At 57.1% G+C, this 23,303-nt stretch carries 24 protein-coding genes; 19 read left to right on the plus strand and 5 right to left on the minus strand.

Features of this window, described 5'->3' with window-relative positions; translation table 11 throughout:
* Positions 1-2: 2 nt before the first annotated feature.
* From ACA108_08475 to ACA108_08485, 3 genes are all read left to right on the plus strand, one after another.
* Entirely contained in the window at positions 3-926 is a 924-nt protein-coding gene (locus ACA108_08475; protein ID XEX97517.1) for a Gfo/Idh/MocA family protein, read from the plus strand.
* A 115-nt stretch (positions 927-1,041) separates the two neighbouring features.
* Positions 1,042-2,577 carry a murein biosynthesis integral membrane protein MurJ gene (gene murJ / locus ACA108_08480; GenBank protein ID XEX97518.1) on the plus strand — a complete coding sequence of 512 codons (1,536 nt, stop codon included), beginning with the start codon at positions 1,042-1,044 and terminating at the stop codon, positions 2,575-2,577.
* Positions 2,578-2,654: 77 nt separating this feature from the next.
* Positions 2,655-3,140 (plus strand): cold-shock protein, encoded by a 486-nt coding sequence (locus tag ACA108_08485; protein ID XEX97519.1) that lies wholly within the window; start codon positions 2,655-2,657, stop codon positions 3,138-3,140.
* A gap of 97 nt (positions 3,141-3,237) precedes the next feature.
* Here the strand turns inward: ACA108_08485 and flgN are convergent, their stop codons facing one another.
* The 3 genes from flgN to flgA form a co-directional block, all read right to left on the minus strand.
* Positions 3,238-3,663 (minus strand): flagella biosynthesis chaperone FlgN, encoded by a 426-nt coding sequence (flgN, locus tag ACA108_08490; protein ID XEX97520.1) that lies wholly within the window; start codon positions 3,661-3,663, stop codon positions 3,238-3,240.
* A gap of 4 nt (positions 3,664-3,667) precedes the next feature.
* Positions 3,668-3,961 carry a flagellar biosynthesis anti-sigma factor FlgM gene (gene flgM / locus ACA108_08495; protein XEX97521.1) on the minus strand — a complete coding sequence of 98 codons (294 nt, stop codon included), beginning with the start codon at positions 3,959-3,961 and terminating at the stop codon, positions 3,668-3,670.
* Between the two features lie 95 nt (positions 3,962-4,056).
* Entirely contained in the window at positions 4,057-4,716 is a 660-nt protein-coding gene (gene flgA / locus ACA108_08500; GenBank protein ID XEX97522.1) for a flagellar basal body P-ring formation chaperone FlgA, read from the minus strand.
* 152 nt (positions 4,717-4,868) lie between these two features.
* On the opposite strand from flgA, the gene flgB reads away from it, so the two are divergent.
* From flgB to flgL, 11 genes are all read left to right on the plus strand, one after another.
* The gene (gene flgB / locus ACA108_08505) at positions 4,869-5,285 is read left to right on the plus strand and encodes a flagellar basal body rod protein FlgB (GenBank protein ID XEX97523.1); all 417 of its coding nucleotides are present in this window, start codon (positions 4,869-4,871) and stop codon (positions 5,283-5,285) included.
* 3 nt (positions 5,286-5,288) lie between these two features.
* Complete coding sequence (gene flgC, locus ACA108_08510) at positions 5,289-5,693, plus strand: flagellar basal body rod protein FlgC (GenBank protein XEX97524.1); 405 nt, start codon at positions 5,289-5,291, stop codon at positions 5,691-5,693.
* Between the two features lie 11 nt (positions 5,694-5,704).
* Positions 5,705-6,385 (plus strand): flagellar hook assembly protein FlgD, encoded by a 681-nt coding sequence (gene flgD, locus ACA108_08515; protein XEX97525.1) that lies wholly within the window; start codon positions 5,705-5,707, stop codon positions 6,383-6,385.
* Positions 6,386-6,411: 26 nt separating this feature from the next.
* Positions 6,412-7,623, plus strand: coding sequence for a flagellar hook protein FlgE (gene flgE, locus ACA108_08520; GenBank protein ID XEX97526.1), 1,212 nt, complete (start codon positions 6,412-6,414; stop codon positions 7,621-7,623).
* 20 nt (positions 7,624-7,643) lie between these two features.
* Entirely contained in the window at positions 7,644-8,399 is a 756-nt protein-coding gene (locus ACA108_08525) for a flagellar basal body rod protein FlgF (GenBank protein ID XEX97527.1), read from the plus strand.
* Positions 8,400-8,429: 30 nt separating this feature from the next.
* On the plus strand, positions 8,430-9,212 hold the full coding sequence (flgG, locus tag ACA108_08530) for a flagellar basal-body rod protein FlgG (GenBank protein XEX97528.1): 783 nt from the start codon (positions 8,430-8,432) through the stop codon (positions 9,210-9,212).
* A gap of 53 nt (positions 9,213-9,265) precedes the next feature.
* Positions 9,266-9,961 carry a flagellar basal body L-ring protein FlgH gene (locus ACA108_08535; protein XEX97529.1) on the plus strand — a complete coding sequence of 232 codons (696 nt, stop codon included), beginning with the start codon at positions 9,266-9,268 and terminating at the stop codon, positions 9,959-9,961.
* Positions 9,962-9,973: 12 nt separating this feature from the next.
* A complete protein-coding gene (locus ACA108_08540) occupies positions 9,974-11,068 on the plus strand; it encodes a flagellar basal body P-ring protein FlgI (GenBank protein ID XEX97530.1) in 1,095 nt (364 codons plus the stop codon).
* Positions 11,068-12,009 carry a flagellar assembly peptidoglycan hydrolase FlgJ gene (flgJ, locus tag ACA108_08545; protein XEX97531.1) on the plus strand — a complete coding sequence of 314 codons (942 nt, stop codon included), beginning with the start codon at positions 11,068-11,070 and terminating at the stop codon, positions 12,007-12,009. Before ACA108_08540 ends, flgJ begins: the two co-directional genes overlap by 1 nt.
* Before the next feature lie 75 nt (positions 12,010-12,084).
* Complete coding sequence (gene flgK, locus ACA108_08550) at positions 12,085-13,740, plus strand: flagellar hook-associated protein FlgK (protein XEX97532.1); 1,656 nt, start codon at positions 12,085-12,087, stop codon at positions 13,738-13,740.
* Between the two features lie 12 nt (positions 13,741-13,752).
* Complete coding sequence (gene flgL / locus ACA108_08555; GenBank protein ID XEX97533.1) at positions 13,753-14,721, plus strand: flagellar hook-associated protein FlgL; 969 nt, start codon at positions 13,753-13,755, stop codon at positions 14,719-14,721.
* 154 nt (positions 14,722-14,875) lie between these two features.
* Here the strand turns inward: flgL and rne are convergent, their stop codons facing one another.
* Positions 14,876-18,217 (minus strand): ribonuclease E, encoded by a 3,342-nt coding sequence (gene rne / locus ACA108_08560; protein ID XEX97534.1) that lies wholly within the window; start codon positions 18,215-18,217, stop codon positions 14,876-14,878.
* Between the two features lie 568 nt (positions 18,218-18,785).
* Here rne and rluC point away from each other — a divergent pair.
* Positions 18,786-19,745 (plus strand): 23S rRNA pseudouridine(955/2504/2580) synthase RluC, encoded by a 960-nt coding sequence (gene rluC / locus ACA108_08565; protein XEX97535.1) that lies wholly within the window; start codon positions 18,786-18,788, stop codon positions 19,743-19,745.
* 102 nt (positions 19,746-19,847) lie between these two features.
* On the opposite strand, the gene ACA108_08570 is transcribed toward rluC, so the two are convergent.
* Positions 19,848-20,432 (minus strand): nucleoside triphosphate pyrophosphatase, encoded by a 585-nt coding sequence (locus ACA108_08570; GenBank protein ID XEX97536.1) that lies wholly within the window; start codon positions 20,430-20,432, stop codon positions 19,848-19,850.
* Between the two features lie 142 nt (positions 20,433-20,574).
* Here ACA108_08570 and yceD point away from each other — a divergent pair, with 142 nt between their 5' ends.
* From yceD to ACA108_08590, 4 genes are read left to right on the plus strand one after another with little or no spacing between them, the layout of a single operon-like run.
* On the plus strand, positions 20,575-21,096 hold the full coding sequence (gene yceD, locus ACA108_08575) for a 23S rRNA accumulation protein YceD (protein ID XEX97537.1): 522 nt from the start codon (positions 20,575-20,577) through the stop codon (positions 21,094-21,096).
* A 16-nt stretch (positions 21,097-21,112) separates the two neighbouring features.
* Positions 21,113-21,283, plus strand: a complete 171-nt coding sequence (gene rpmF / locus ACA108_08580; GenBank protein XEX97538.1) for a 50S ribosomal protein L32 — start codon at positions 21,113-21,115, stop codon at positions 21,281-21,283.
* Between the two features lie 13 nt (positions 21,284-21,296).
* On the plus strand, positions 21,297-22,331 hold the full coding sequence (plsX, locus tag ACA108_08585) for a phosphate acyltransferase PlsX (GenBank protein XEX97539.1): 1,035 nt from the start codon (positions 21,297-21,299) through the stop codon (positions 22,329-22,331).
* 6 nt (positions 22,332-22,337) lie between these two features.
* Entirely contained in the window at positions 22,338-23,291 is a 954-nt protein-coding gene (locus ACA108_08590) for a beta-ketoacyl-ACP synthase III (protein ID XEX97540.1), read from the plus strand.
* Positions 23,292-23,303 lie beyond the last annotated feature (12 nt).

A 23,303-nucleotide genomic window follows, 5' to 3' on the forward strand; every position in this document is an offset into this window, starting at 1 on the left:
CCATGACAAAATTACGAGTTGGCGTAGTAGGGCTGGGCGGCATTGCGCAGAAGGCCTGGCTGCCGGTGCTGAGTGCCGCAGGCGACTGGCACCTGCAGGGGGCTTTCTCCCCGACCAAAGAAAAAGCCCAAAAAGTTTGCGATACATACCGCATACCCTACGTTTCCTCCGTTGCGGAACTGGCCGCGCAGTGCGATGCGGTCTTCGTACACAGCGCCACCAGCAGCCATTTTGCCGTGGTCAGCGAACTACTGAACGCGGGCGTTAGCGTCTGCGTGGATAAACCTCTTGCCGAAAGCCTGGCGGATGCGGAGCGGCTGGTCGAACTGGCGGAACGCAAAAAGCGCACGCTGATGGTAGGGTTCAACCGCCGTTTTTCGCCGCTTTATCGGGAGCTAAAAGAGAAGCTGTCCAGCGGCGCGTCTTTGCGCATGGACAAGCACCGCACTGACAGCGTAGGGCCAAACGATCTCCGCTTCACCCTGCTGGATGACTATCTTCACGTGGTGGATACCGCGCTCTGGCTTGCCGGTGGCGAAGCCCAACTGCAAAGCGGCACGCTGCAAACCAACGAGCAGGGGCACATGCTTTTTGCCGAGCATCATTTCGCTAAGGAGCATCTGCAAATCACCACCAGCATGCACCGCCGGGCGGGTAGCCAGCGCGAGTGGGTTCAGGTCGTTACCGACGGCGGCTTATATGACGTCACCGATATGCGTGACTGGCGCGAAGAGTGCGGTTCCGGCATCGTCACTCGTCCGGTCCCAGGCTGGCAGAGTATGCTTGAGCAGCGGGGCTTTGCGGGCTGCGCTCGTCACTTCCTCGACTGCGTGGCAAATCAGACGGTTCCTGAAACATCCGGGGAGCAGGCGCTATTGGCGCAAAGAGTGGTAGAAAAGCTCTTGCGCGAGGCGATGAGCGAATAGCTGTAACAACTGAGGGTAGTATTTCCGCGGTGTATCGGTAGACTACGCGCACGAAATAATTTGTCCCTGACAACGCCTGCGCTGCAGGCGTTGATGTTTGTGGAACCGAATAAGAATGAATCTCTTAAAATCGCTGGCTGCCGTCAGCTCGATGACCATGTTTTCTCGCGTGCTCGGGTTCGCGCGCGACGCCATTGTGGCAAGGGTGTTTGGGGCAGGGATGGCGACTGACGCCTTTTTTGTGGCCTTCAAGCTGCCGAACCTTTTACGCCGTATTTTTGCCGAAGGGGCCTTTTCCCAGGCGTTCGTGCCCATTCTGGCCGAATACAAAAGCAAGCAGGGTGAAGATGCAACCCGCGTGTTTGTCTCTTATGTTTCGGGCCTCCTGACGCTAGCGCTGGCGGTTGTCACCTTGCTGGGCATGATAGCCGCACCGTGGGTGATTCTGGTGACCGCGCCGGGTTTTGCCGACACCGCGGACAAATTCACGCTAACCACTAACCTGCTGCGCGTCACTTTCCCTTATATCATGCTGATCTCGCTGGCATCGCTGGCCGGGGCAATCCTTAATACCTGGAACCGCTTTTCCGTTCCGGCTTTTGCGCCTACCTTCCTCAACCTGAGCATGATTGGTTTTGCCCTGTTTGCCGCGCCGCACTTCCACCCGCCGATCATGGCGCTGGCATGGGCGGTTACCGTTGGTGGGGTATTACAGCTGGCCTATCAGCTGCCGCACCTGAAGAAAATTGGCATGCTGGTGCTGCCGCGCATCAATCTGAAGGACGCGGGCGCTACGCGGGTGATTAAGCAGATGGGGCCTGCGATTCTGGGCGTTTCCGTCAGTCAGATCTCGCTTATTATCAACACGATTTTTGCCTCGTTCCTGGTTTCCGGCTCGGTTTCCTGGATGTACTATGCAGACCGGCTGATGGAGTTTCCGTCCGGCGTGCTGGGCGTGGCGTTGGGGACTATCCTGCTGCCTTCCCTGGCGAAGAGCTTTGCCAGCGGCAACCACGATGAATATTCACGACTGATGGACTGGGGCCTGCGCCTGTGCTTCCTGCTGGCGCTGCCAAGCGCCGTCGCGCTGGGCATCCTGGCTAAACCTCTGACCGTTTCTCTGTTCCAGTATGGTAAATTCACCGCCTTTGATGCGGCGATGACGCAGCGTGCGCTGGTGGCCTATTCCATAGGGCTGATGGGGCTTATCGTGGTAAAGGTGCTGGCCCCGGGATTTTATTCCCGCCAGGACATAAAAACGCCGGTGAAAATCGCGATTGTGACCCTGATCCTCACCCAGCTGATGAACCTGGCGTTCATCGGGCCGCTGAAGCACGCTGGCCTGTCGCTGTCCATTGGTCTGGCAGCCTGTATTAACGCCAGCCTGCTGTACTGGCAGCTGCGTAAGCAGGATATTTTCCAGCCGCAGCCGGGCTGGGCGTCATTCCTCTGGCGTCTGCTTGCCGCCGTGGTCGTGATGTCCGCCGTCTTGTTAGGTATGATGCACGTCATGCCAGCCTGGGACGTCGGCAACATGGCTTATCGTCTGGTACGTCTGATGGCCGTGGTGGTCGCGGGGATCGCCGCCTACTTCGGTACGCTGATGGTGCTGGGCTTCAAAGTGAAAGACTTCGCACGACGAACGCAATAACTTTCCTGCGGTGGATGACGCGCGCGCTTATCCGCCCTACTATTTATATGTTGAATTTTTAAGTAGGTAACAGAGCTATGCACGGGACAATCACAACCTGGTTTGAAGAAAAAGGGTTTGGTTTTATCAAAGATGAAAACGGCGATAACCGTTATTTCCACGTCATCAAAGTCGCTAATCCAGAATTGATAAAGAAAGATGCGGCGGTGACCTTTGAGCCAACCACCAATAACAAAGGTCTGTCCGCCTTTGCGGTCAAGGTTGAGCCAGACAGCAAGTACATTTTTATTGCCGGTGAGCGTATCAAAATCACCGCCATCAAGTCTTTCCTGGTCTACAGCGAAGAAGTGCCTGCGGATTCGAAGATCGATAAAGAGAAGACGGTGCTTTCGGTGGGCCTGCTGATGAACAGCATCCGTCCGAAGGATGACAAGAAAGAAGGGGAGATGCGTACGCTGAAAAAGCTGGCGATCACCACATTCCAGAACAGCACGCTGATTTTCTCAGAAGATGAAATTGACGTGGATGCCACCATGAAAATCCTCAAGGCGCTGCCACGTTAGTCATAGCGGTGGATGGCGCCTGGCGCCTATCCACCCTATTTATACTGACACAGAGCGTAGGTCGGATAAGCGTAAGCGCCATCCGACACTTAAATACCTAAATCTTAATCTTTTTATTTCCGCCGCGATTCATCGTCGTGGCTTGCCCATCGGCCCCATATAGATTGGGTTCCTGGTGCGGCTTCAGTACCGCTAATGCCTGCTCGTTACGCTCCAGCTGATCTTCTAACAGCCAGCCGTTGTGCTGGTTGATATCGCGCAGGTGCTGCGTTTTCTGGGTAATCGTCTGCCAGCGCTGGCTTACGTCCGTGCTCGACTGCGCTTCGGGGTTTTGCTCCGCCCGGCGCTGTTGCTCGAGGTAGTCGAGCGTCGCCAGCAGCGAGCTTTTATCTTCGGTGATGCGCTGCAGCGCGCTGCCGTTCACGTGGCCCGCAGAGAGTTGCTGCTGTTCGGCGTCCATCACCTCTTTGAGTGAATTAAGCACCGCAGTCATTTGGTCGAGCACTTCTAACAGACGACTCATGCAATTAGTTACTCTGTAAATCGCTTTGGGCATCCTGAATCAGCGCGTCGGCGATTTTGCCGGTATCCATCTTCAGTTCGCCGTTACGGATTGCGGTTTTCAGCGCCTCAACACGTTCCATATTGATGTCGCTGCTGCCTGGCTGCATCAGCTTAGCCTGCGCATCGCTTAGGGTCACGCTGGTGCTGTTTGCCGTGGTGCTTTTCTCCAGACGGTTTTTCTGCGCCTGAGTATCGGTGGTTTCACGCGGTTGGACAGTGCTAACCGGCTTCAAAGGCGACGTGCGGTCAATGCTCATTATTTTATCCTCTTCGAGGGGAGGCTCACGGCGGAGAGCCAGTCAGTTTCTTCGTTAACTATTTATCGGCAGCCGCCACTGAATCTTTAAAAAGATTATAGATTAATCAGAATATTCCCATCAGGGTCTACCGTGCCGCTGACAATCTGCCCGGAGGCCATCCGCACGCGGGCATTTTGCGCCACCGCGGCGTTATTTAATACCTGACCCTGGCTGTTGACGCTGAATCCTTCCCCCGAGGCGACCACCTGCACATGCTGGCCCGCTTTTACCCGCCAGGACTGGCGAACCATCGACAGCATAATCGGCTGATCCGGCGCGATGTCCCGCAGCGTAGTCGCATTCGCCGCCTGCTTCAGATCGAACATGGTGCGCGGCGGAAGCCGATCCAGACGACCGTATTTCATCCGCACGTTGCTTTCGCTAAGCAGGGTGCCGCGCGTTAAGGCCTGTGCCGCAACGACGTAATTCCCGCTGGCCGCTACTGCAACCTGGATAAAACGCTTATCGCTGCCGCAGCGGACCATTACGCTGACGCTTCCCCACAGGCGACCGTTGCCGGGCATCACGAACTCAGGCTGGGGGCAGGCGGGGAGCTGCGCATCAGGCGTTTTTATCATCACCGCCACGTCATCGCTGATGCCCGCCAGACGCTGCTGGAAAAACTGGGTCAGCGGCGCGTCCAGCTGGCCGGCGCCTGCATAAAACGCAGCCAGCAAAGCCGCGGCGCCAGCGCAGATTTTCACTTTGTTCATGATGCCACTCCTTGTTCAGGTTGCAGCGATTCTACCCGCAGGAGGAATTGATCAAGGCGACAAATAGCGATGCATTTTGCGTTTATTCCGTCGATAACGCACGCGTAAGGGGCCGTAAGCTGTCGGACAAATCCTAATTATGCGGAGGGGACATGCTCGACAAACTGGATGCCGCGCTGCGATTTCAGCAGGAAGCGCTTAATTTGCGTGCCCAGCGTCAGGAGATTCTGGCAGCCAACATCGCCAACGCGGATACCCCCGGGTATCAGGCGCGGGATATCGATTTTGCCAGCGAAATGAAGAAAGTGATGGATCGCGGGCGCGCGGAGGGCACAGGCGTATCGCTTGCTTTGACCTCGGCTCGTCATATTCCGGCGCAGACGCAAAGCGTACCGCAGCTGGACCTTCTTTACCGTGTTCCTGACCAACCCGCGCTTGATGGCAACACCGTCGATATGGACCGCGAGCGTACGCAATTTGCTGATAACAGCCTGAAGTATCAATCCGACCTGACGGTTCTGGGCGGGCAAATCAAAGGCATGATGTCCGTGCTGCAACAGGGTGGCTAATCCATGGCGTTACTGAATATTTTTGATATTGCCGGCTCGGCAATGACGGCCCAGTCCCAGCGCCTGAATGTGGCGGCCAGTAACCTGGCCAACGCCGACAGCGCCACGGGGCCGGACGGACAGCCCTACCGCGCCAAACAGGTCGTGTTTCAGGTCGACGCCGCTCCCGGCGCGCAGACCGGCGGCGTGAAGGTCAGTGAAGTCGTGGAAAGCCAGGATCCGGACCGCATGGTTTATCAGCCCGGTAACCCGATGGCGGATGCCAAAGGCTACGTGAAGATGCCGAACGTCGACGTGGTGGGTGAGATGGTGAACAGCATGTCCGCCTCGCGCAGCTACCAGGCCAACGTGGAAGTGCTCAACACCGTGAAGAGCATGATGTTGAAAACCCTGACTCTCGGTCAATAAAGGAGTAACGCATGTCTCTTGCCGTTAACGTAAACGATACCACCGCCAGCGCCGCAACCAGTACTAACACCGGCACCAGCAGCCTGACGGGCAGCAGCGCTTCGGATCTACAGGGCAGCTTCCTGACCCTGCTGGTAGCCCAGCTGAAAAACCAGGATCCGACCAACCCGATGCAGAACAACGAACTGACCACGCAGCTTGCGCAGATCAGCACGGTGAGCGGCATCGAAAAACTGAACACGACCTTAGGCTCAGTCTCAGGCCAGATCAGCAACAATCAGCAGGTTCAGGCCAGTACGCTGATTGGCCACGGCGTGATGATCCCCGGCAGCAAAATTCTCTCCGGCAGCGAAGCCACCACGCCGTTCGGCGTCGAGCTTCAGCAGGCCGCGGATAAAGTCACCGCAACAATTACCGACGCCAGCGGCAAAGTGGTGCGCACGATTGATATCGGCGCGCTGACCGCGGGCGTCCACACCTTTACCTGGGACGGCAGCATGACGGACGGCACCACCGCACCGGACGGCGCCTATAACGTGGCGATCAACGCCAGCAACGGCAGCACGCAGCTGGTCGCGCAGCCGCTTAACTTTGCCCAGGTCTTCGGCGTCACGCTCAGCAACGGCGCGACCCAGCTCGACCTCGGCACCTACGGCACCACCACCCTCGACCAAATCAGGCAGATCATTTAAGCCTTCAACCTTTGCAGGAGTAAGACATGGCCTTTTCTCAAGCGGTCAGCGGCCTGAATGCTGCGGCCACCAACCTGGACGTGATTGGTAACAACATTGCCAACTCCGCCACCTACGGCTTTAAAGCCGGTTCCGCCTCTTTTGCCGACATGTTTGCCGGTTCAAAAGTGGGCCTCGGCGTAAAAGTGGCGGGCATCACCCAGGACTTTAACGACGGCACCACCACCAATACCGGGCGCGGCCTGGACGTGGCTATCAGCCAGAACGGTTTCTTCCGCCTGGTGGATAGCGCGGGCTCGGTGTTCTACAGCCGTAACGGCCAGTTCAAGCTGGATGAAAACCGTAACCTGGTGAACATGCAGGGTTTACAGCTCACCGGCTACCCGGCAACCGGTACACCGCCTACTATCCAGCAGGGCGCTAACCCGGTTGGCCTGTCCGTGCCGAATACGCTGATGGCGGCGAAAACCACCTCGACTGCGGCTATGCAGGTCAACCTGAACTCGACGGATGCCGAACCGGCAACCAAGCCTTTTGATGTCACTAATTCGGACACTTATAACAAAAAAGGCACGATGACGGTTTTTGACAGCCAGGGTAACGCCCATGACATAAACATCTACTTTGTGAAGTCTGACACCGCGAATACCTGGGACGTTTACACCCAGGACAGCAGCGTTGCGGGCAGCACCGCGAAGCCGCAAGACCCAATGGTATTCTCAGAAAGTGGCGTATTGCTGTCCGGCGGTGAAATTAAAGGCCTGGCGACGGATACCATCCCCGGCGCAACGCCTGCCACCTTCGATCTGAGCTTCCAGAACTCCATGCAGCAGAACACCGGCTCCAACAACATCGTGGCGGTCAGCCAGAACGGCTATAAGCCGGGCGACCTGGTGTCCTACCAGATCAACGATGACGGCACCGTGGTCGGCAACTACTCCAACGAACAGACCCAGTTGCTGGGCCAGATCGTGCTGTCCAACTTCGCCAACCCTGAAGGCCTCTCTTCCGAGGGCGATAACGTCTGGTCGGCGAGCAACGCCTCCGGCGTGGCGCTGCTGGGCACGGCGGGCAGTGGCAACTTCGGTACGCTGACCAACGGCGCGCTGGAGTCTTCGAACGTGGACCTGAGTAAAGAACTGGTGAATATGATCGTCGCGCAGCGTAACTATCAGTCCAACGCGCAGACCATCAAAACCCAGGATCAGATCCTCAACACCCTGGTTAACCTGCGCTAAGCGCCTGACGGGACGGCTTAATGGATCACGCAATTTATACCGCCATGGGCGCGGCAAGCCAGACGCTGAACCAGCAGGCGGTGACGGCCAGCAACCTGGCCAACGCCTCGACGCCGGGCTTTCGCGCGCAGCTTACCGCGCTGCGTGCGGTTCCGGTAGAAGGGCTCTCACTGCCAACCCGTACCCTCGTCACCGCCTCTACGCCCGGGGTGGATATGAGCCAGGGCCAGCTGGATTACACCCAGCGCCCGCTCGACGTCGCCCTGCAGCAGGATGGCTGGCTGGCGGTACAAAGTGCTGACGGCACCGAAGCCTACACCCGCAACGGCAGCATGCAGCGCAGCCCAACCGGCCAGCTCACCCTGCACGGTCAGCCCGTGATGGGAGACGGTGGCCCGATTGCCATTCCGGAAGGGGCGGAAGTTACCATCGCGGCCGACGGCACCCTCTCTGCGCTAAACGCGGGCGATAACCCCAACACGGTTGCGCCGATTGGCAAGCTGAAGCTGGTTAAGGCAACCGCGCAGGAAGTGGTGCGCGGGGACGACGGCTTTTTCCGCCTGAACCCGACCGCCCTGGCTGCACGTGGCGCTACCCTGCAGGCCGACCCGACCATCAAAGTGATGCCGGGCGTGCTGGAAGGCAGCAACGTGAAGCCGGTGGAGGCGATGGCCGACATGATTGCCAGCGCCCGCCGCTTTGAGATGCAGATGAAGATGATCTCAAGCGTTGATGAAAACGAGCAGCGCGCCAACCAGCTGCTGTCGATGAGCTAAGCGCCCAGGCATAACTAACAGGAAATCAACATGATCAGCTCTTTATGGATCGCCAAGACCGGTCTCGACGCCCAGCAAACCAACATGGATGTGATTGCCAACAACCTGGCAAACGTCTCCACCAACGGGTTTAAGCGTCAGCGCGCGGTATTTGAAGATTTGCTTTATCAGACCATTCGTCAGCCGGGCGCTCAGTCTTCCGAGCAGACTACGCTGCCTTCCGGCCTGCAAATTGGTACCGGCGTGCGTCCGGTTGCGACGGAACGTCTGCACAGCCAGGGCAACCTGTCCCAGACGAACAACAGCAAAGACGTGGCGATCAAAGGCGACGGCTTCTTCACGGTGCAGCTGCCGGACGGCTCGAACGCCTATACCCGCGACGGCTCGTTCCAGGTTGACCAGAACGGCCAGCTGGTGACCTCCAGCGGCTATCAGGTTCAGCCTGCGATCACTATCCCGGCGAACGCACTGACCATCACCGTTGGCCGCGACGGTATCGTCAGCGTCACCCAGCAGGGCCAGGCGCAGCCCGTTCAGGTTGGTCAGCTGAACCTGACGACCTTCATGAACGATACCGGTCTGGAAAGCCTTGGGGAAAACCTCTATGCCGAAACCCAGTCATCCGGTACGCCGAATGAAAGTACGCCGGGGCTTAACGGCGCGGGGCTGCTGTATCAGGGCTATGTCGAAACCTCTAACGTCAACGTGGCGGAAGAGCTGGTCAACATGATCCAGGTCCAGCGCGCCTACGAAATCAACAGTAAAGCGGTCTCGACCACAGACCAGATGCTGCAAAAACTGACGCAGCTGTAAGATGCCTGCCGGTGCGTCCGCGCGCCGGCAGCTGAGACCTGAAGATGAAAGCAATGCAAAAACAACTGGTTCTTCGTCCCGCTATTGCCTGCCTGCTGCTGGCAACCGGCGGCTGCGCCCTGATCCCCACCAAACCGCTGGTTGAAGGGGCGACCACTGCCCAGCCGGTGCCCGGCCCTGCGCCGGTTATCAACGGCTCTATTTTCCAGACCGCGCAGCCGGTGAACTACGGCTATCAGCCGCTGTTTGAGGACCGTCGCCCGCGTAACGTTGGCGATACGTTGACCATCCAGCTTCAGGAAAACGTCAGCGCGAGCAAAAGCTCGTCGGCCAACGCCAGCCGTGATGGCAAAACTAATTTTGGCCTGGACGTCACGCCGCGCTACCTCGAAGGCCTGTTTGGCAACGATCGCGCGTCCATTGACGGCTCCGGCGGCAACAGTTTCAACGGCAAAGGCGGCGCCAATGCCAGCAACACCTTCAGCGGTACGCTTACCGTCACGGTCGATCAGGTGCTTGCCAACGGCAACCTGCACGTGGTGGGCGAAAAGCAGATCGCCATTAACCAGGGAACGGAGTTCATACGTTTCTCCGGTGTCGTGAACCCGCGCACCATCAGCGGCAGCAACAGCGTACCGTCCACCCAGGTGGCCGATGCCCGCATTGAATACGTCGGTAACGGCTATATCAACGAGGCGCAGAACATGGGCTGGATGCAGCGTTTCTTCCTTAACCTGTCACCGATGTAAGTGGGGAATCACATGGTCAAATATTTAATCGGCATGCTGATGCTGGTGGCAACGCTGGCCCAGGCCGAGCGTATCCGTGACCTGACCAGCGTTCAGGGCGTGCGTGAGAACTCGTTGATCGGCTATGGGCTGGTGGTCGGCCTTGACGGCACCGGCGACCAGACGACGCAGACGCCATTCACCACCCAGAGCCTGAATAACATGCTCTCGCAGATGGGGATCACCGTTCCGGCCGGCACCAACATGCAGCTCAAGAACGTGGCCGCCGTTATGGTGACGGCCAAATATCCCGCGTTCGCACGCTCCGGGCAGAACATCGACGTCGTGGTGTCTTCTATGGGTAACGCCAAAAGCCTGCGCGGCGGCACGCTGCTGATGACCCCGATGAAAGGGGTGGATAACCAGGTCTACGCGCTGGCGCAGGGTAACATTCTGGTAGGTGGAGCCGGGGCTTCCGCAGGCGGCAGCAGCGTGCAGGTCAACCAGCTTAACGGCGGGCGCATCACCAACGGTGCGGTCATCGAGCGCGAGCTGCCGGGTACCTTCGGCCAGGGCAACGTTATCAACCTGCAGCTGAACGACGACGACTTTACGCTCGCCCAGCAAATCACCGACACCATCAACCGCGCCCAGGGCTACGGCAGCGCGTCCGCGCTGGATGCCCGCACCGTACAGATTCGTACCCCGAGCGGCAACAGCTCGCAGGTGCGCCTGCTGGCCAGTATTCAGAATCTTGAGGTCAACGTAGCGGTGCAGGATGCGAAAGTAATCATTAACTCCCGCACCGGCTCCGTAGTGATGAACCGCGAGGTGACGCTGGACAGCTGCGCGATTGCGCAGGGCAACCTGTCGGTCACCGTCAACCGCTCCGCGCAGGTCAGCCAGCCGGATACGCCGTTTGGCGGCGGTCAGACCGTGGTCACCCCGCAAACGCAAATCGATCTGCGCCAGAGCGGCGGGGCGATGCAGCGGGTTAACGCCAGCGCCAACCTGAATAACGTGGTGCGCGCGCTCAATACCCTCGGCGCGTCGCCGATGGAGCTGATGTCCATCATCCAGGCTATGCAGAGCGCGGGCTGCCTGCGTGCAAAAGTGGAAATCATCTGATGCTGAACGACACCCGGTCACTGGCCAGCGCCGCATGGGATGCCAGCTCTTTAAACGAGCTGAAAGCGAAAGTCGGCCAGGATCCGAAGGGTCACCTGAAATCGGTGGCCCGTGAAGTGGAAGGGATGTTCGTGCAGATGATGCTTAAAAGCATGCGCGAGGCGCTGCCAAAAGACGGCATTTTCAGCAGCGACTCAACGCGCATGTACACCAGCATGTACGATCAGCAAATTTCCCAGCAGCTCAGCAGCAAAGGGCTGGGCTTTGCGGACATGATGGTCAAACAGATGGGGGAAAACGCCGACCCGTCGGAAGAGGCGGGCAGGGTGCCGATGAAGTTTGATTTGCAGACGGTGACCAGCTTCCAGAACCAGGCGCTGACGCAGATGGTACGCCAGGCGGTGCCAAAGGCCCCGTCAAACGAAGAGCCTCTGAGCGGCGACAGCAAAGACTTCCTGGCCCAGATCTCCCTCCCGGCGCGGCTGGCGAGCGAGCAAAGCGGCATTCCTCATCACCTGATTCTGGCGCAGGCCGCGCTGGAGTCCGGCTGGGGGCAGCGGCAGATCCTCACCAGCAGCGGCGAGCCGAGCTTCAATATTTTTGGCGTGAAGGCGACGAGCAGCTGGAAGGGACCGGTTGCCGAAATCACGACTACCGAATTTGAAAACGGCGAAGCGAAGAAGGTGAAGGCGAAATTCCGCGTCTACGGCTCTTATCTGGAGGCGCTTTCTGACTATGTTGGCATGCTGACCCGTAATCCTCGCTATGCCGCCGTTACCAGTGCGAGCACGCCAGAGCAGGGTGCCCAGGCGCTGCAAAACGCAGGCTACGCCACAGATCCGAACTACGCCCGCAAGCTGACGGGCATGATCCAGCAGCTGAAAGGCATGAGCGAGAAGGTCGCCAAAGCCTACGGTAACGATTTGTCCAAATTGTTCTGATTCGACTCAAGTCCTGCGGCGTGCTGCCGATACTATTCGACGGGACCCGTGACTATACGTGCTTAAGGAAAATCCATGTCCAGTAGCCTGATTAACAGTGCCATGAGTGGCCTGAGTGCTGCCCAGTCGGCACTGAACACCGTCAGTAATAACATTTCCAACTATAACGTCGCGGGCTACACCCGCCAGACGACGCTGCTCGCCCAGGCTAACAGTACGCTGGGCGCCGGTGGCTTTGTGGGTAACGGCGTCTACGTAAGCGGCGTGCAGCGTGAATATGACTCATTTATCACCAACCAGCTGCGCGGCGCGCAGAACCAAAGCAGCGGGCTAACGACGCAGTATCAGCAGATGTCGAAAATCGACGACATGCTGTCCGGCTCCACCAACACGCTCGCCACCACCATGCAGGACTTTTTTACCAGCCTGCAAACGCTGGTCAGCAACGCCTCTGATTCGGCGGCCCGCCAGGCGATGCTGGGAAAAGCGGACGGTCTGGTTAACCAGTTTAAGGTAACCGACCAGTATCTGCGTGACCAGGACAAGCAGGTCAACCTTGCCATCACCAGCAGCGTGGAGCAGATCAACAGCTACGCCAGCCAGATTGCCAACCTTAACGATCAGATCTCCCGCCTGAAGGGCGTGGGCGCAGGCGCATCCCCTAACGATCTGCTGGATCAGCGTGACCAGCTGGTCAGCCAGCTTAACCAGATTGTCGGCGTTGAAGTCAGCGTGCAGGACGGCGGCACCTACAACGTTTCAATCGCCAACGGCATCAACCTGGTGCAGGGTTCAACGGCAAACCAGCTGGCGGCCGTGCCGTCCAGCGCGGATCCGACCCGCACGACCGTGGCCTATGTAGATAAAGTATCCGGCACCACGGAAATCCCGGAGAAGCAGCTTACTAACGGCTCTCTCGGCGGCCTGCTTGCCTTCCGCTCTCAGGATCTGGACAGCGCACGCAACCGTCTGGGCCAGCTGGCGCTTGCCTTCGGGACCGCGCTTAACGATCAGCATACCCAGGGCTACGACGCCAACGGCCACAAGGGCGAGGCGCTTTTCGATCTCGGTGGCCCGACGGTTATCAGCAACAGCAGGAACACGCCGGGAACGTCCCTCTCCGCAAACGTTGCCGACAGCACTAAAGTGCAGGCCAGCGATTACAAAGTGACGTTCGACGGCACCAACTGGCAGGTGACCCGCCTGTCTGACAACGCCAAAATAAACCCGGGCGTTGCCGATGACGGCAGCGGCAATAAAAGCCTGAATTTTGACGGGCTGAAAATCGATATCAGCGGCGCGCCTGCTAAAAATGACAGCTTCACCGTCAAGCCGGTCAGCAACGTCATCGTTAATATGGACGTGGCTATCAGCGACGAAAGCGAGCTGGCGCTGGCAAGCGATCCGACCGCAGGCGAGAGCGATAACCGCAACGCGCAGGCGCTGCTTGATTTGCAGAGTGCGAAAGAGGTCGGTGGAAATAAATCGTTTAACGACGCTTATGCAAGCCTGGTCAGCGACGTTGGGAACAAAACCGCCAGCCTTAAAGTCACCAGTACCACCCAGAGCAACGTGGTCACGCAGCTGAGCAACCAGCAGCAGTCCATCTCCGGCGTCAACCTTGATGAAGAGTACGGTAACCTGCAGCGCTTCCAGCAGTATTACCTGGCGAATGCTCAGGTTTTACAGACCGCATCGTCGATGTTTGATGCCCTACTGGCCATTCGTTAACAGGAGCAACGTATGCGTATCAGCACCCAAATGATGTACGACCAGAATATGCGCGGCGTAACCAATGCCCAGAGCGAATGGCTACGCTACGGCGAGCAGATGTCGACCGGCAAGCGCGTAAACCGTCCTTCCGACGACCCGATTGCCGCCTCGCAGGCGGTGGTGCTCTCTCAGGCCCAGTCACAGAACAGCCAGTATGCGCTGGCGCGTACCTTTGCCACCCAGAAAGTCTCTCTTGAAGAGAACGTGCTGGGGCAGGTGACGACGGCTATCCAGAGCGCGCAGGAGAGAATTGTTAACGCCGGTAACGGAACCTTAAGCGATGATGACCGCGCGTCGCTGGCCACCGACCTTGAAGGGATCCGCAACCAGATCCTGAACCTGGCAAACAGCACCGACGGCAACGGCCGGTTCATCTTTGCCGGATATAAAACCGAGAGCGCCCCGTTCGTGGAAGATGCGACGACGGGGAAGGTCGGCTATGAAGGGGGCAGCACAGGGATCACACAAACCGTAGACGCCGCCCGTACCATGACCATCGGCCATACCGGCACAGAAGTGTTCAACTCCGTCACCAGCAACGCGGTGAAGGAGCCAAACGGCGATGATTCAGAAACTAATCTGTTTGAAATGCTGGACTCGGCGATTGCCTCGCTGAAAACGCCGGTGGCAGATCTGGACGACGAGGGAAAGGCCGTACAGGCAGAAGTGATTGATAAAACCAACCGCGGCCTGAAAAACTCCCTCAATAACGTGCTGACCGTACGTGCCGAACTTGGCACGCAACTTAACGAGCTGGACAAGCTTGATTCGCTGGGGTCTGACAGGGCGCTGGGGCAAACCACCCAGATGAGCAATCTGGTTGACGTTGACTGGAACTCAACAATCTCCTCGTACGTGATGCAGCAGGCCGCGCTTCAGGCGTCCTATAAGGCCTTCAGCGATATGCAGGGGATGTCGCTGTTCCAGCTGAATAAGTAATCTTTTGTTGTTTGGGCGAGCCTGGAAACCGGCTCGCTTTCTCTGCCCGCTTCCGCACCCCGGAGCGGGCATTTTTTTGTCCTGCGCTCAGGAATAACAGCGATAAAAAAAGCCGGTCAGTTTCCTGACCGGCTTTTTAGCTTAGCGCTTTAGCTTAATCGACGCTTTGCGGACGAGTAGCTGGCGCGGTAGCCTGGTGAGTGGCGCTGTGGCCACCTGCAGAACCACGACCGCTGAACTCATAGTCCGGGCGTACCCAGTCGCTGTGGCGTGCTGGCTCTGGGGTGTAGTCCGGTGCCGGAGCGCGGGTCATTGGCGCAGTAGCATGCTTAACGGCGTGTACCGCAGCAGGGACTTCAGCAGCAACAGGTGCTGGTTTCGCCGCTGGAGCGGGCTCAACAACCGGAGCGGGTTCAGCCGCAGGTGCTGGTTCAGCAACCGGGGCAGGTGCAGCAACGGCTGGCTGGCTTTCTTCAACGGTAGCCACCGGTGCTTCTGGCGCAGCTTCTTCAACCACGACAGGCGCCTCTTCGGCGATTTCCACAGACTGAACCGGCTGCTCGCCGATCTCTTCCGCTGCCGGAGCCGCTTCTGCAAACACCTGCTCGGCCACGGCTTCATCCTGCTGCTCAACAATCTGAGGCTGTTCGGTAACCGGAGCGGCAATCACTTCCGGATGCGTGGTTTCGACAACAGGTGTCTCCACCGGCGCTTCCTGAACGACTGGCTCAGTCATGACAACTTCAGCCGGAGCCGCAACCTGCTGCTCAACTGCCGCAGCAATCGGAGCTACCTGCTCAACAGCATTCTCAGCCGCGTTGTTTTCCACTGTGTTGCTCTGGAACTCTTCATGCGACGCAATTTCCGGGCGGGCAATCGGATACTGGATCCAGGCTTTACCGGAGGCCAGCTCTGGTGAAGCACAGGCAACGGTCAGCGGCATTGGTGACTGGGTTGGGTAACGCTCGTCACGGTAACGGCGACGACGCTGGCCGCTCACGCGCAGGTGGCGCGGGGAACGACGTGAACGACGTGGCATACCGTTGGCATCGTTGCGCGAATCTACATTGTCATCCTGCTCTGCTGCCTGGGTTTCAACAACCGCTGGCAATGGAAGGGTGGCGACTTCTGTATGCGGTGCAACGGCTGTCGGTGCTGAGGACTCTTCCTGAGCGGCCAGTTCAAGCGCGGCGGCATTTGCCTGAGCGTTGGCGATATCTTCAGCAGATTCGAAACGCACTTTCTGACTCAGCTGGCGCGGCTTGCGGCGCGGCATGGTCTGAACGCGCTCTTCCTGCTCGGACTCAACCTCAACGACTTCATCACGCTGCAGGGATTTAACTTCCTGCTGCGCCTGACGCTTGTCATCGCTACGACGACGGTTGCGGTCGCGACGCGGCTGCTGCTCGTCACGTGACTTAGGCTTTTCAGCTTCTTCGGTGGCGACGTTCTGACGAACTTCACGCACTTCAGCATTTGGCTGCTGGCCCTGACGACGATTACGACGGTTTTCGTCACGATTCTCGCGCGGCTCACGTGCTTCACGCGGCTCACGTGGTTCACGGGTTTCGCGATTGTCGCGGTTTTCACCACGGTTCTCACGGTCACCACGTTCACCGCGATTATTGCGATCGCCACGGTCACGGCGGTTGTTCTGACGGCGGTTGTTACGGCGATCCTGGCCCTGACGCTGGGTTTCGGTTTCTGCCGGTTTCTCGACCTTAACTTCTTTAGCTTCAGGTTCCGCTGCAAACATGTTTTTCAGCGCGCTGAAGAAGCGGCTAATCAGGCCTGGCTGAGCAGGCGTCTGAGGCTGGGCAGACGCAACTGGTTTCGCAGCGGCGACCGGCGCGGCAGCAGGTGCAGTTTCCTGCGGCGCTGGTGGCACATCCGGCATCACGAAGGTGGCTAATGCTGGCTGCTCAGGACGTTTACGCTCGGCGTACTCTTCGTCAGAAGGCATGGCCATCTCTTCTTCATGCAGCTTCGGCAGCATGTAGCTGAGGGTCTTGGTCTCTTCGCCTTTGCGCACGCGCAGCACGGAGTAATGCGGTGTTTGCATCTGATCGTTCGGTACGATGACGGCTTTGACGCCACCCTGACGGGTTTCAATAGCGCTTACCGCATCACGTTTTTCGTTCAGCAGGTAGGAAGCAATTGGCACCGGAACAATGGCATGCACTTCCTGGGTATTCTCTTTCAGCGCTTCTTCTTCAATCAGACGCAGAATGGAGAGGGCCATGGATTCGTTATCACGAACGGTGCCGGTACCGCTACAGCGTGGGCAAACGTGGTGGCTTGACTCGCCCAGGGAAGGGGAGAGACGCTGACGGGACATTTCCAGCAGGCCAAAACGGGAGATATGGCTTATCTGGATACGCGCACGGTCCTGGCGCACCGCTTCACGCAGGCGATTTTCAACCGCGCGCTGGTGGCGAACCGGAGTCATATCGATGAAGTCGATAACAATCAGACCGCCCAGGTCGCGCAGGCGGAGCTGGCGGGCGATTTCATCGGAGGCTTCAAGGTTGGTATTGAACGCTGTCTCTTCGATATCGCCACCGCGGGTTGCGCGAGCGGAGTTGATGTCGATGGCGGTCAGGGCTTCGGTGGAGTCGATAACAATCGAGCCACCGGAAGGCAGACGGACTTCACGCTGGAAGGCGGATTCAATCTGCGACTCGATCTGGTAATGGCTGAACAGCGGGATTTCACCGGTGTAGAGCTTAATTTTGCTGCTGAAGTCCGGACGGCCTAGCGCGCCGATATGCTGGCGAGCCAGCTCGAGCACTTTCGGGTTATCGATGAGGATTTCACCGATGTCCTGGCGCAGATAGTCACGGAAAGCACGGACGATAACGTTGCTTTCCTGGTGGATCAGGAACGGAGCAGGGCGATTTTCCGCCGCTTTCTGGATAGCTTCCCAGTGCTTGAGGCGGAAGCTCAGATCCCATTGCAGCGCTTCGGCGGATTTACCCACGCCGGCCGTGCGCACAATCAGACCCATGCCGTCCGGCAGCTCCAGCGAGGAGAGGGCTTCTTTCAGTTCGGTACGGTCATCACCTTCGATGCGGCGGGAGATACCACCGGCACGCGGGTTGTTTGGCATCAGAACCAGATAGCTACCGGCCAGGCTGATAAAAGTCGTCAGCGCCGCGCCTTTATTACCACGCTCTTCTTTATCAATCTGAACGATCACTTCCTGACCTTCGCGCAGAACATCTTTGATGTTCGGGCGGCCATGAGATGAATAGTTTGACGGGAAGTACTCGCGGGCGATCTCTTTCAGAGGCAGGAAACCATGACGTTCAGCGCCGTAATCAACAAATGCCGCTTCCAGACTTGGTTCAATACGCGTGATTTTTCCTTTATAGATGTTGGCTTTTTTCTGTTCGTGTCCCGGGCTTTCAATATCCAGGTCGTACAGGCGTTGCCCATCTACAAGGGCGACGCGCAACTCTTCTTGCTGAGTTGCGTTTATTAACATTCTCTTCATCGTAACTTACTCATTATTCTTACATTGGTAGATAAGCTACGGGCATGGTGACGCTGACCGGGAATGAACCGATGGCCTCGTGACTGATCGCACAGTCGCCAACCTCACGGTTGTCGCTTGCTGAGAGGCGCAAAGTGTCGGTAGCCTGTATTTCATACGGAAATACAGCGCAATTATCGTGGGAATAACCTTAGAATATTTCTTAAAAGTTGATTCCATTTTACCGGTCAGGCTGCAACCCGCAGCCCGCTAACTGCCTGAAAGTACAAAACGTCTTACGCCATTGCTGCGTGGATGAACATTCAGGCAAAACTGGTCATTCCGCAAAGTTCCTGTTCTGACAAGTCTTAACACGGAAAACCGCAACATTATTCCATTGCTAAGCTTGTTATAGCAAGGTGACTTTTGCCTTTGATGCCTCGTTTCTTACAGTTTTTTAACCCGCAGTTTTTCAATTTGTACAGAAAATGAATAAAAGCAGGTTAAGTTGTGATAAATGAGGCTGAAGTCAGTTAAGCACATAAAAATGAGTGGCGCTATGCGCGTGCGCTAATTAGAATCGCCGACCATGAAAACGCAGACTCCATCTCCTTCAGTACAAATCGTTGCTATTTCCGCCGATGAGGCCGGGCAGCGTGTCGACAACTTTTTGCTTGCCCGCCTCAAGGGCGTGCCAAAAAGCATGATTTATCGCATTTTGCGTAAGGGTGAAGTGCGCGTGAATAAAAAACGCGTCAAGCCCGAGTACAAATTAGAGGATGGCGATCAGCTTCGCATCCCACCGGTGAGAGTGGCCGAGCGTGAAGAAGTGCAGGTCTCTCCTCATCTTCAGAAAGTGGCGGCGCTTACCGATGCCATTCTCTATGAAGATGACCACATACTGGTGCTAAACAAACCTTCGGGCACCGCCGTTCACGGCGGCAGCGGCCTGAGCTTTGGGGTGATCGAAGGATTACGCGCTCTGCGTCCGGAAGCCCGTTTCCTGGAGCTGGTACATCGCCTCGACCGCGATACATCAGGGATCCTGCTGGTGGCCAAGAAGCGTTCCGCGCTGCGTTCGCTGCATGAGCAGCTGCGTGAGAAGGGCATGCAGAAAGATTATCTGGCGCTGGTTCGCGGCCAGTGGCAGTCGCACATCAAGGTTGTTCAGGCACCGCTGCTGAAAAATATCCTGCAAAGCGGTGAGCGTATTGTGCGTGTGAACAGCGAGGGCAAGCCTTCCGAAACCCGCTTTAAAGTGGAAGAGCGCTATGAGTTTGCAACCCTGGTACGCTGCAGCCCGGTGACAGGCCGTACGCACCAGATTCGTGTGCATACTCTGCATGCCGGACATCCCATCGCCTTTGATGACCGCTACGGAGACCGCGAGTTCGACAAACAGTTGAACGGTACCGGGCTTAGCCGCCTCTTCCTGCACGCTGCCGCGTTGAAGTTCACCCACCCGAATACCGGTGAAGTGATGCGCGTCGAAGCGCCGATGGACGATGAGCTGAAGCGCTGCCTTACCGTCCTGCGCAAAACGGCCTGATCAGAAGCTCCCGCCCGGGAGCTTTTTTATGTCAACTTACCGGTGGATGGCGCTGTTGCTTATCCATCCTACATAAACCTCATAGCGTAGGTCGGATAAGCGCTAATACCCCAGCGGATTGCACCCCTCATTTCGCAACATTTCACACAGGCTGATAAGCGGCAGGCCAATCAGCGTATTGGGATCGCGTCCCTCAAGCCTTTCGAACAGCGCTATGCCTAATCCCTCACACATAAAGCTCCCCGCGCACTGCAGCGGCTGCTCTTTGCGTACGTAGGCGCGAATCTCATCCTCACTCAGATGGCGAAAGTGAACATCGAAAGGTTCACAGGCGGTCTGCAGATGGCCGTTGTCCGAATTATACAGCGCCAGTCCGGTATAGAAGGTCACAATGCTGCCACGCGCCTGCATCAGCTGGGCGACAGCGTTCTCTTCGGTGCGCGGCTTGCCGGTAATTTTATTATCCAGGACGCAAACCTGATCCGATCCGATAATAAGATGAGAAGGGTAGTCCGCTTTCAGCGCCTGGGCTTTCGCCTGAGCCAGCCTCGTGACCAGTTCACGCGAGCTCTCGCCGGGCCGGGGTGTTTCATCAGTAAGCGGTGAGGCCGTTATAAATGGCATATCAAGCTTTTCAAGCAGCGCACGGCGGAACGGAGAGGTTGAGGCCAGCACAAGAGGTTTCATATTTTTTTCATTAAAGATAGCGAATTGGATAAAGGCATTTTAAACTGTGCCGCCGCAATGTGTGCGAATAAATGGCGAAAGGCGCTGTTTCGAGGCCTTTTTCTTTGACTCTATGACGTTACAAAGTTAATATGCGCGCCCTATGCAAAAGGTAAAATTACCCCTGACTCTCGATCCGGTTCGTACGGCTCAAAAACGCCTTGATTACCATGGTGTGTATACACCTGAACAGGTAGAGCGCGTCGCCGAATTTGTGGTCAGTGTAGACAGTGATGTGGAATGCGATATGCGGTTTGCTATCGATGAACAACGCCTCGCGGTTTTAACCGGTGATGCGAAGGTCTCGTTAACACTCTCATGTCAGCGTTGCGGGAAGCCGTTTGCGCATCAGGTCTACACGCAGTATTGTTTTAGCCCGATCGTCAAAGACGAGCAGGCTGAAGCACTCCCGGAAGCGTATGAGCCAGTTCAGGTTAACGAATTTGGCGAAATCGATCTTCTGGCGGTGGTAGAAGATGAAATCATCCTCTCCCTGCCGGTAGTTCCGGTGCATGATTCTGAACACTGTGAAGTGTCCGAGGCGGACATGGTCTTTGGCAAACTGCCTGCAGAGGCGGAGAAACCAAACCCATTTGCCGTATTAGCCAGTTTAAAGCGTAAGTAATTGAGGAGTAAGGTCCATGGCCGTACAACAGAATAAACCAACCCGTTCCAAACGTGGCATGCGTCGTTCCCATGACGCGCTGACCACCAGCACCCTGTCCGTAGACAAAGTTTCTGGCGAAACTCATCTGCGTCACCACATGACTGCCGACGGTTTCTACCGCGGCCGCAAGGTTATCGTTAAGTAATCCTGACGATACCTTGACACGTCTAACCCTTGCGTTAGATGCCATGGGTGGGGACTTCGGTCCTTCCGTGACAGTGCCTGCAGCATTGCAGGCACTGGACTCTAACTCCCAGCTAAGCCTTCTCCTGGTCGGTTGTCCCGACACCATCACGCCATTACTTGCCAAAGCTGATTTTGATAAACGTTCGCGTCTGCAGATTATTCCTGCGGAATCGGTTATTGCCAGTGATGCCAGGCCGTCGCAAGCGATCCGCAACAGTCGCGGTTCTTCTATGCGGGTGGCGCTTGAGTTGGTCAAAGAGGGGCGGGCGGAAGCCTGCGTCAGTGCCGGGAATACCGGCGCGCTGATGGGGCTGGCGAAATTATTGCTCAAGCCCATTGAGGGGATTGAGCGCCCGGCACTGATGACGGTATTGCCGCACCAGCAAAAGGGCAAAACGGTAGTATTAGATCTCGGAGCCAACGTCGATTGCGACAGCAATATGCTGGTGCAGTTTGCCATTATGGGCTCCGTGATGGCGGAAGAAGTACTGGGCGTGGTGAATCCTCGCGTGGCGCTGCTGAACATCGGTGAAGAAGAGACCAAAGGTCTCGACAGCATTCGCGATGCCTCCGCATTATTAAAAACAATGCCTTCTATCAACTATATTGGTTATCTTGAAGCCAACGAACTGTTGACCGGAAAAACGGATGTCCTGGTGTGCGATGGGTTTGTAGGAAACGTCACGCTCAAGACGATGGAAGGGGTTGTCAGGATGTTCCTTACCCTGCTCAAATCGCAGGGAGAAGGGAAAAAAAGGTCGTGGTGGCTGATTTTATTGAAGCGTTGGTTACAAAAGCATCTGACCAGGCGATTCAGTCACCTCAACCCCGACCAGTATAATGGTGCCTGTCTGTTAGGATTGCGCGGCACCGTGATCAAGAGCCACGGTGCGGCCAATCAGCGAGCGTTTGCTGTCGCGATTGAACAGGCAGTGCAGGCGGTGAGACGGCAAGTTCCGGTAAGGATTGCCGCTCGCCTGGAATCTGTATTACCCAAGAGTGACTGAGCGTACATGTATACGAAGATTATTGGTACGGGCAGCTACCTGCCCGAACAAGTGCGGACTAACGCCGACCTGGAAAAAATGGTGGATACCTCTGACGAGTGGATTGTCACCCGTACAGGTATTCGTGAACGCCGAATCGCCGCGCCTGACGAAACCGTTGCCACAATGGGTTTCCAGGCTGCGACCCGCGCCCTTGAAATGGCCGGTGTTGATAAGTCACAGATTGGCTTAATCATCGTCGCGACGACGTCTTCGACACACGCGTTTCCAAGCGCCGCCTGCCAGGTGCAAAGCATGCTGGAAATCAAAGGCTGTCCGGCATTTGACGTTGCGGCCGCATGCGCAGGCTTTACCTATGCGCTGAGCATCGCCGATCAGTACATCAAAAACGGTGCGGTAGATTACGCGCTGGTGATCGGTGCTGACGTGCTGGCTCGCACGCTCGATCCTGACGATCGTGGCACAATTATTCTGTTTGGTGATGGTGCCGGTGCGGTCCTGCTTGGCAGGAGCGAAGAGCCGGGCATCTTGTCAACGCATCTGCATGCTGACGGCAGTTACGGTGAACTGCTGACGCTGCCAAACCAGGACCGTTTCGATCCGTCCAAACCGTCCTACGTGACGATGGCCGGTAACGAAGTGTTCAAAGTTGCCGTAACCGAACTGGCCCACATCGTTGATGAAACCCTGACGGCGAATAACCTCGATCGTGGCGATCTCGACTGGCTGGTGCCGCATCAGGCCAACCTGCGCATTATCAGCGCGACGGCGAGAAAGCTGGGAATGTCCATGGACAATGTAGTGGTGACGCTGGACAGGCACGGTAATACCTCTGCGGCCTCCGTGCCGGTAGCGCTGGATGAAGCGGTACGTGATGGTCGCATTCAACGCGGTCATCTGGTGCTGCTCGAGGCGTTCGGCGGCGGCTTTACCTGGGGTTCGGCACTGGTTCGTTTTTGATTAAAGGAATGA

Origin of the sequence: Dryocola sp. LX212 (assembly GCA_041504365.1) — a bacterium.
Classification (GTDB): domain Bacteria; phylum Pseudomonadota; class Gammaproteobacteria; order Enterobacterales; family Enterobacteriaceae; genus Dryocola.

Coding starts and splice junctions, on each gene's coding strand:
- ACA108_08475 (XEX97517.1), top strand. CDS start 3: ATGACAAAATTACGAGTTGGCGTAGTAGGGCTGGGCGGCATTGCGCAG.
- murJ (XEX97518.1), top strand. CDS start 1,042: ATGAATCTCTTAAAATCGCTGGCTGCCGTCAGCTCGATGACCATGTTT.
- ACA108_08485 (XEX97519.1), top strand. CDS start 2,655: ATGCACGGGACAATCACAACCTGGTTTGAAGAAAAAGGGTTTGGTTTT.
- flgN (XEX97520.1), bottom strand. CDS start 3,663: ATGAGTCGTCTGTTAGAAGTGCTCGACCAAATGACTGCGGTGCTTAAT.
- flgM (XEX97521.1), bottom strand. CDS start 3,961: ATGAGCATTGACCGCACGTCGCCTTTGAAGCCGGTTAGCACTGTCCAA.
- flgA (XEX97522.1), bottom strand. CDS start 4,716: ATGAACAAAGTGAAAATCTGCGCTGGCGCCGCGGCTTTGCTGGCTGCG.
- flgB (XEX97523.1), top strand. CDS start 4,869: ATGCTCGACAAACTGGATGCCGCGCTGCGATTTCAGCAGGAAGCGCTT.
- flgC (XEX97524.1), top strand. CDS start 5,289: ATGGCGTTACTGAATATTTTTGATATTGCCGGCTCGGCAATGACGGCC.
- flgD (XEX97525.1), top strand. CDS start 5,705: ATGTCTCTTGCCGTTAACGTAAACGATACCACCGCCAGCGCCGCAACC.
- flgE (XEX97526.1), top strand. CDS start 6,412: ATGGCCTTTTCTCAAGCGGTCAGCGGCCTGAATGCTGCGGCCACCAAC.
- ACA108_08525 (XEX97527.1), top strand. CDS start 7,644: ATGGATCACGCAATTTATACCGCCATGGGCGCGGCAAGCCAGACGCTG.
- flgG (XEX97528.1), top strand. CDS start 8,430: ATGATCAGCTCTTTATGGATCGCCAAGACCGGTCTCGACGCCCAGCAA.
- ACA108_08535 (XEX97529.1), top strand. CDS start 9,266: ATGCAAAAACAACTGGTTCTTCGTCCCGCTATTGCCTGCCTGCTGCTG.
- ACA108_08540 (XEX97530.1), top strand. CDS start 9,974: ATGGTCAAATATTTAATCGGCATGCTGATGCTGGTGGCAACGCTGGCC.
- flgJ (XEX97531.1), top strand. CDS start 11,068: ATGCTGAACGACACCCGGTCACTGGCCAGCGCCGCATGGGATGCCAGC.
- flgK (XEX97532.1), top strand. CDS start 12,085: ATGTCCAGTAGCCTGATTAACAGTGCCATGAGTGGCCTGAGTGCTGCC.
- flgL (XEX97533.1), top strand. CDS start 13,753: ATGCGTATCAGCACCCAAATGATGTACGACCAGAATATGCGCGGCGTA.
- rne (XEX97534.1), bottom strand. CDS start 18,217: ATGAAGAGAATGTTAATAAACGCAACTCAGCAAGAAGAGTTGCGCGTC.
- rluC (XEX97535.1), top strand. CDS start 18,786: ATGAAAACGCAGACTCCATCTCCTTCAGTACAAATCGTTGCTATTTCC.
- ACA108_08570 (XEX97536.1), bottom strand. CDS start 20,432: ATGAAACCTCTTGTGCTGGCCTCAACCTCTCCGTTCCGCCGTGCGCTG.
- yceD (XEX97537.1), top strand. CDS start 20,575: ATGCAAAAGGTAAAATTACCCCTGACTCTCGATCCGGTTCGTACGGCT.
- rpmF (XEX97538.1), top strand. CDS start 21,113: ATGGCCGTACAACAGAATAAACCAACCCGTTCCAAACGTGGCATGCGT.
- ACA108_08590 (XEX97540.1), top strand. CDS start 22,338: ATGTATACGAAGATTATTGGTACGGGCAGCTACCTGCCCGAACAAGTG.